Raw genomic sequence first — 5651 nt, 5'->3', positions numbered from 1 at the left:
ACCAGGCCCGACGCGTTGACCTCGCCCACGCCGCCTACGCTCACCGTCGGCGACACGCTGTCGAACATGCTCCAGCGCAGCCTCTCGGCCTGCTCCAGCTCCGCCCCTTCCAGGCTCGGCTCGCTCAGCGCGCTCGCCGCCGTCGGCTCGTCCACGCCGCCGCATCCCGCCAGCACCATGCTCGCAACCGCCTGCATCACCAGCAGCGCAGTCTGCTTCCTGCGGAGTTTCATTCCCAACAACCCTTCGTTCAGTCCTGTTCGGTCGCACTGACGTGTGACCCGCGACCACCTTGCCTGGCGGGTCCTGATCTGGAGGACGCCACTGGCGGTGCCGGGAGGCGCCGCCTTGCAGGGGGTGATGGGCACGATATCGGCGAGGCAGGCCGGCACCGGTAACCACGCCGCAGCCGTGTAACGGGCGGAACGCGTCACCCCCTTGTTCAGGGGGATGAGCAGGGGGAAACTCTTAGCGCCGCGGAACAAGCGGCCGCGATTGTTACAACTCTGCCGAAGATCCGGCGTGTCGTGTCAAGGACGTGAAGACGTCGCCAGCGGTCGGAGTCCGCCGATGCCCTGCTGGCTGAATGCGTCGGCCAGAAGGTCACCGACCCGCGCAGCACCGCTGGCGTTCATGTGCACACAGTCGTAGAAGTGCGCTGGCTCGAATCCGGCCCCTTCGAGATCGATGTAGTGCCCGCCTGCAGCGGGGCACTCCTGTGCCATGACCGCATTGATAGACAGGATGGCCAGTCGATAGTCCAGGCCGTTGAACTTGCGCCCCTGGTGAGTGAACACGTCCGGAATTCCGCGCCATGCATCGCCATAGCGCCGATAGATCAACGAGGGCTGCGATACGCAGACGGGCTTCGCGCCGCGCGCCTCGATCAGCTGCAGCAGACGGCGCAGGCGCTCGCGAAAGGCCTCGCTGCTGGCGGCAACCAGCGGAGCAATGTCGGCCGCAGGCGCCGTGCTCGTGTAGTCCGAATCGGTCGGAAAGATCAGTTTGTGTGCTGCGAACAAGGGGGCATCCGCACGAGCTGCCAATGCGCGGCGGATGAGGTGCAGGAGCGCGGAGTTCTCGTTCACGGCTCGTTTGAGTCGGGCCAGCCGGCCCGCCGGCTCGTCGGCACGCAGATCGGAAGGTGCCCGTTCGGTGCGCAGCGCCGCATCGTTGACCCCGACATAGAGCAGCACATAGTCCGGCTTCAGTCCTGGCACGAGCGGCAGCCAGCGCTCCAGCGCAGCGATGTGTCCGAAGCTCGAATGCCCGTCGACACCTGCGTTGGAAACGCACCATGTCCGGCCACTGTGGGCTTGCGTCATGCGCGACTGCAGCCGGTCCTGCCATGTCTGGCCATCGCTCACGTAGACCTGGTCGGTCGTCGACCCACCAAGCGTGACGAGACGGACCTGAGCCGGGTCGTCGCAAGACCCGCGCAGGCCGTAGCGATCCCGCGTGTAGCGCACCGGCGCTGCATCCGGACCGTAGATCCGCCGGACGTCGTACTCGGTGCTGCGCCCGCGAACCACGTTGAGCTTGTCGACCTCGCTCCAGGAGTCCCCTCGGAGCCAGCCGCCGAAAACCAGCTCCAGGCCCAGCAGTCCGAACAGGAGCACCAGCAGGCTGGCCGCCACAAGAGCGATGACCTGCTTAGTCGAGCTCATACGCGTTGCGGTAGTCCCGCTGCAGTGCCGGGTCCTGCGCCGACTTTTCGAGCAGGCAGTTGCCCACGGCAAGACAGTCGATCTCGGTGCCCATCAGGCAACGGAACGCATCTTCCGGCGTGGCAACGATGGGTTCGCCACGCACGTTGAACGACGTGTTGACCAGCACCGGGCAACCGGTCAGTTCGTGGAACCGGCTGATCAACCGGTGGTAGACGGGATTGGTCTGGCGGTGAACGGTCTGGATGCGTGCAGAGTAGTCCACGTGCGTGACGGCCGGGATGCTGGAGCGCGGCACATTCAGCTTGTCGATGCCGAACAGCTGGCGCTGGGCCTCGTTCATCGGCAGCTGCCGGCCCTCGCGAACGTCGGCCACCAACAGCATGTAGGGGCTGTCAGTGTCGATGTCGAACCAGTCCGCCACGTGCTCGCGCAGCACGCTCGGCGCAAACGGGCGGAACGACTCGCGATACTTCACCTTCAGGTTGAGCGTCTTCTGCACGCTCGGCGAACGAGCATCCGCGAGGATCGAGCGGGCACCAAGTGCACGCGGCCCGAATTCCATCCGCCCCTGATGCCAGCCGACCGCCTTGCCATCGGCGAGAGCGCGAGCCACGGTGTCGATCATGGTCTCGGTGTCGAGCGTGCTGAAGCGCGCGCCGACCGCCGTCAGCCGGCGCTCGATGTCATCCTGCGAATACGACGGCCCCAGGTAGGCCCCCCGCATCGCGTCGAGCCCCGGCCGCACCTCGCGCTTGCCGCCGAGCGCGCTGTGATAGACAGCCAGCGCCGCGCCCAGCGCCCCGCCGGCGTCGCCTGCCGCCGGCTGGACCCAGACATCATCGAACAGCCCCGAGCGCAGCAGCTTGCCGTTGGCCACGCAGTTGAGCGCCACGCCTCCCGCCAGGCAAAGCCGGCGCAGCCCGGTTGATTTGGCAATGCCTCGCGCCAGCGCCAGCATCACGTCCTCGGTGACCACCTGCACGGAGGCGGCCAGGTCCATTTCGCGTTGCGTCAGCCGCGATTCGGGCGAGCGCGGCGGACCACCGAACAGCTCATCGAAGCGGCTGTTGGTCATCGTCAGCCCCGTGCAGTAGTCGAAGTACTGCATGTCGAGCATGAACGATCCATCCTCGCGCACGTCGATCAGGTGATCGCGAATCAGCCCGGCGTATCGAGGTTCTCCATAGGGTGCGAGCCCCATCACCTTGTACTCGCCCGAATTGACCTTGAATCCGGTGTAGTAGGTGATTGCGGAGTACAGCAGGCCCAGCGAGTGCGGGAAGCGGATCTCCTTGTGGATCTGCAGCGAGTTGCCCCGGCCAACGGCCATCGAGGTCGTGGTCCACTCACCCACACCGTCCAGCGTCAGCACCGCAGCCTCCTCGAACGGCGACGGAAAGAAGGCACTCGCGGCGTGGCTGAAGTGATGTTCCGAGAAGAGCAGTCGCTGCGACCAGTCGGTGGCGTTGCCCCACAGGCGTTCCAGTTCGTCGAGGATCACCGACTTCTGGAACAGCTTGTCCTTGAGCCACACCGGGAGCGAGGTCGCGAACGACCGGAATCCGCGCGGCGCGAAGGCCAGATAGGTCTCCAGCAATCGCTCGAACTTCAGGAAGGGCTTGTCGTAGAAGACGACGCGATCGATGTCTCGCGGCTCGCAGGCCGCCTCCCTGAGGCAGTACGCAATGGCATGGACCGGGAAGGATGCATCGTGCTTCCTTCGGGTGAAGCGCTCTTCCTGCGCGGCTGCGACGATGCATCCGTCGACGACCAGACAGGCTGCGGCGTCGTGGTAGTAGGCCGAGATGCCGAGAACCTTCATCGCATCGGGCCTTGCGGCGCTAGAACAGCGTGTAGATGAACGGCGCGAGGACCGAGCCCTGGGCAATGACGAGCAGGCCGCCAATCGCCACGAGCAGCAGAACGATCGGCAGCAGCCAGAGCTTCTTGCGCGCCCGCAGGAACGCCCACATCTCTTTCAGGAAAGCCATGAGCCTCCTCAGTACTGGTTGCCGAAGCTGTCCGCGCCTGGCCCGGGCGGTTCGCGCGGCTGCCAATGGGTGGGTTGGTCGCGTCGCAGGCGCAGCCGCAGTTCGTCGCGACCGGCCAGGCGCTGCATCAGCGCAACCGGGGTGACGACGCCGTAAAACAGCACGCCCAGTACTACAGGGCTGACCACGCGGCCGAGCAGATGACCGAACGCCATCCAGGCGCGATTCATCGGGCCGAGCACGGCCGGTCGCCACGCCGATGCCGTTGCGAACACCAACGAGATCGCCAGCAGCAAGCCGACAACGCGCGTCGCTCCATACCGCCACCAAGCCCAGGCAGACAGCAAGGCGAACACGGCGGTAAACAGCAGGCCGAACTTGCGATCGCTTGGCGCCCGCACCGGTGGTGGCGCGGAAGCACGTTCCTGGTCGGACATGACTTGGACCTCGCGGATTCCGGAGGTCAAGTTCTCCGGCAGGCACCGACAATCTAGTTGGGCGCGTGGGGCGTCGCCAGCCCGCGGATGGGTGGTTCCGCCGCCGCCGGGATCTCCCAAACGCCGAAGGGACGCACGGTCACTCCGGCTGCCGTCACCGCCACGCATGCGTGCGCGCCAGAGGGCAGCCGCGCGCTCCACATCGTCCAACCCGCTGCAGCACTGCAGTCGCCGCGGAAGGCAAGCAGCCGCGCAGGCGCGTCGGGGTCGACCTCGACCACGAAAGCATCGAGCGGTTCGAGCAATCCGCGACCGAGCGCCTTCACCACGGCCTCCTTTCTCGTCCAGGTGGCGATGAATGCCTCGGCCTGGCGCGGCTTGGGCAGACGTTGCAGCGAGCGCACTTCGTCGGCGGCGAAATTGGCTCGCGCAATGGCCTCGTGATCGACGACCACACGCATCTGCTCGATGTCGACCCCCACGGCGTGGTGCGCACTGAGCGCCACCAGCAGTTCGTCGCCCGAGTGCGCGACGTTGAACTGCAGCGTCGGGCCGAGCGCTTGCGCCTCGAGTTCAGGCTTGCCCAGCGCCGACACTGCCAGGCGCAGGCCCTCAGGGTCGCGGCCGAGGTACCAGCCCAGCAGGATGCGCACGAGCGCGCGTCCGGCCACGAAGCGCTGGCGCAACCGACCTCCGCGCAGGCGATCCGCGCGCTCGCTCTCGGCGCCGTCGAGCAGTCGTTGCAGATCGACCGCCGTCGTCACGGCAGCATCCAGAGGCAGCCGCCAGACGTGCGCTTGATCCACGTCTAGCGCGGGTGCCTCGCAGCCCTTCGTGCCGCAAAGCGCCTGCAGCAGGTCAAGGGTATTCGAGCAGTCGGTCGTCGTTCTGGCGGGCGTCGTCATTCGAACCGGCACGCATGGCGCTGGCGTTGCGAGGAATTCTGCACAGATCGGTCGAACATGTTGCTCACCAATGCCATCCGTCCTGGGGGGGGAAACCGCGAACATCAGGCGATACGATCCGCAAGTCAAGATTTGTGAAGCTGGCGCGGAGACTGGCGAACACGTCCATGGGGAGCTCTTGGTGATCGGGTCGGCACGCGACAGGCAACGAGAACGGACACGGCGAAGGCCGTGCGGGCAGCCATGAGCAACGCGTGGGTGCGCCGTTTCGCGCCGCGGCCGCAGGCTCGTGCCCGCTTGTTCTGCTTCGCCCATGCCGGCGCCGGCGCCTCCGTCTATCGGCTCTGGCCATCGGGACTTCCTGCCGATCTGGAAGTGTGCGCCGTGCAGTTGCCGGGACGGGAGACCCGTCTCCACGAGCCGGCGCTGACGGACATGAACCAGATCGTCGAGGCCACACTAGACGCGCTGGTCGACGAGTTCGATCTCCCGTTCGCCTTGTTCGGTCACGGCATGGGTGCTGTGGTCGCAGCGGAGCTCGCCCACGCACTCGTGGCACGCGGGGGGCCTCTGCCGGGCCACCTGGTGGTGTCGGGTCGCCGCGCCCCACATTGCCCCGAGACCGACCCGCCGCTGCACACGCTGGGC

The 5651-nt window shown here is 66.6% G+C and carries 7 protein-coding genes; 1 reads left to right on the top strand and 6 read right to left on the bottom strand.

Annotated elements, in window-relative coordinates; all coding sequences use genetic code 11:
- The 6 genes from AB7U92_RS20840 to AB7U92_RS20815 form a co-directional block, all read right to left on the bottom strand.
- Nucleotides 1-233 (bottom strand): hypothetical protein (locus tag AB7U92_RS20840; RefSeq protein ID WP_428581506.1); only part of this gene is annotated, 233 nt, incomplete at its 3' end.
- 297 nt (nt 234-530) lie between these two features.
- Entirely contained in the window at nt 531-1667 is a 1137-nt protein-coding gene (locus AB7U92_RS20835) for an SGNH/GDSL hydrolase family protein (RefSeq protein WP_428581503.1), read from the bottom strand.
- Nucleotides 1654-3492, bottom strand: coding sequence for a carbamoyltransferase family protein (locus tag AB7U92_RS20830; protein WP_428581500.1), 1839 nt, complete (start codon nt 3490-3492; stop codon nt 1654-1656). Before AB7U92_RS20830 ends, AB7U92_RS20835 begins: the two co-directional genes overlap by 14 nt.
- A 19-nt stretch (nt 3493-3511) precedes the next feature.
- The gene (locus AB7U92_RS20825) at nt 3512-3661 is read right to left on the bottom strand and encodes a DUF5989 family protein (protein ID WP_341891911.1); all 150 of its coding nucleotides are present in this window, start codon (nt 3659-3661) and stop codon (nt 3512-3514) included.
- Between the two features lie 8 nt (nt 3662-3669).
- The gene (locus AB7U92_RS20820; protein ID WP_428581497.1) at nt 3670-4098 is read right to left on the bottom strand and encodes an SxtJ family membrane protein; all 429 of its coding nucleotides are present in this window, start codon (nt 4096-4098) and stop codon (nt 3670-3672) included.
- A gap of 53 nt (nt 4099-4151) precedes the next feature.
- The gene (locus tag AB7U92_RS20815; RefSeq protein WP_428581494.1) at nt 4152-5003 is read right to left on the bottom strand and encodes a 4'-phosphopantetheinyl transferase family protein; all 852 of its coding nucleotides are present in this window, start codon (nt 5001-5003) and stop codon (nt 4152-4154) included.
- A 243-nt stretch (nt 5004-5246) separates the two neighbouring features.
- Between AB7U92_RS20815 and AB7U92_RS20810 the strand changes: the two genes are divergently transcribed.
- On the top strand, nt 5247-5651 hold a 405-nt coding region (locus AB7U92_RS20810; RefSeq protein ID WP_428581491.1), incomplete at its 3' end, for a thioesterase II family protein.

This window comes from Piscinibacter sp. (assembly GCF_050175855.1).
Taxonomy (GTDB): domain Bacteria; phylum Pseudomonadota; class Gammaproteobacteria; order Burkholderiales; family Burkholderiaceae_C; genus Piscinibacter.
Note: the sequence above shows the minus strand (reverse complement) of the source record. Positions and strands in the feature narration are given on the sequence as shown.